Origin of the sequence: Sphaerotilus sp. FB-3 (genome assembly GCF_023706025.1) — a bacterium.
Classification (GTDB): domain Bacteria; phylum Pseudomonadota; class Gammaproteobacteria; order Burkholderiales; family Burkholderiaceae_C; genus Sphaerotilus; species Sphaerotilus sulfidivorans.
Map to the genome: position 1 here is coordinate 1 of NZ_BQWE01000068.1, position 391 is coordinate 391.

Genomic DNA, 391 nt, shown 5'->3' on the forward strand with positions numbered 1-391 from the left:
CGGTGCCATGCAGGTTGTACCCGCTGCTGTGGCCACAGCGCCCTGTTCGATTCGGATGCATGCGCACCCATGCGAACGATTTTCAGCCTGTTGTGGCCGCTGTGGCCGCTGTGGCCAGTGCAAAAGCATCCGGGAAGGCTTCACGGGGCGTTCTTCTGCTCGCCGGGCCGCCGCTGGCCGGCGCCGAGCCGATCGAGGTCGAGGGCCTGCCGGTCGGTGCCGCAGCGCTGCCGGTCAGCCTGGCTGCGCTGCACCAGATGCCCGGCCTCGAGGTGCTGCCGCTACTGGCCGGGCCGCTGCCGGCCGGTGCCGAGCCGGTCGAGGTCGAGTGCCTGCCTTCTGGCGCTGAAGGCCGGTGCCGCGGCGCTGCCGGTCGGCCTGGCCACGCCAG

General features: G+C 71.9%; 1 protein-coding gene. It reads left to right on the forward strand.

Annotation, left to right across the window (positions count from 1 at the left end):
• Window positions 1–59 precede the first annotated feature (59 nt).
• Window positions 60–391: hypothetical protein (locus NFT33_RS19065; RefSeq protein ID WP_251677721.1), on the forward strand; the 332-nt coding region annotated here is incomplete at its 3' end.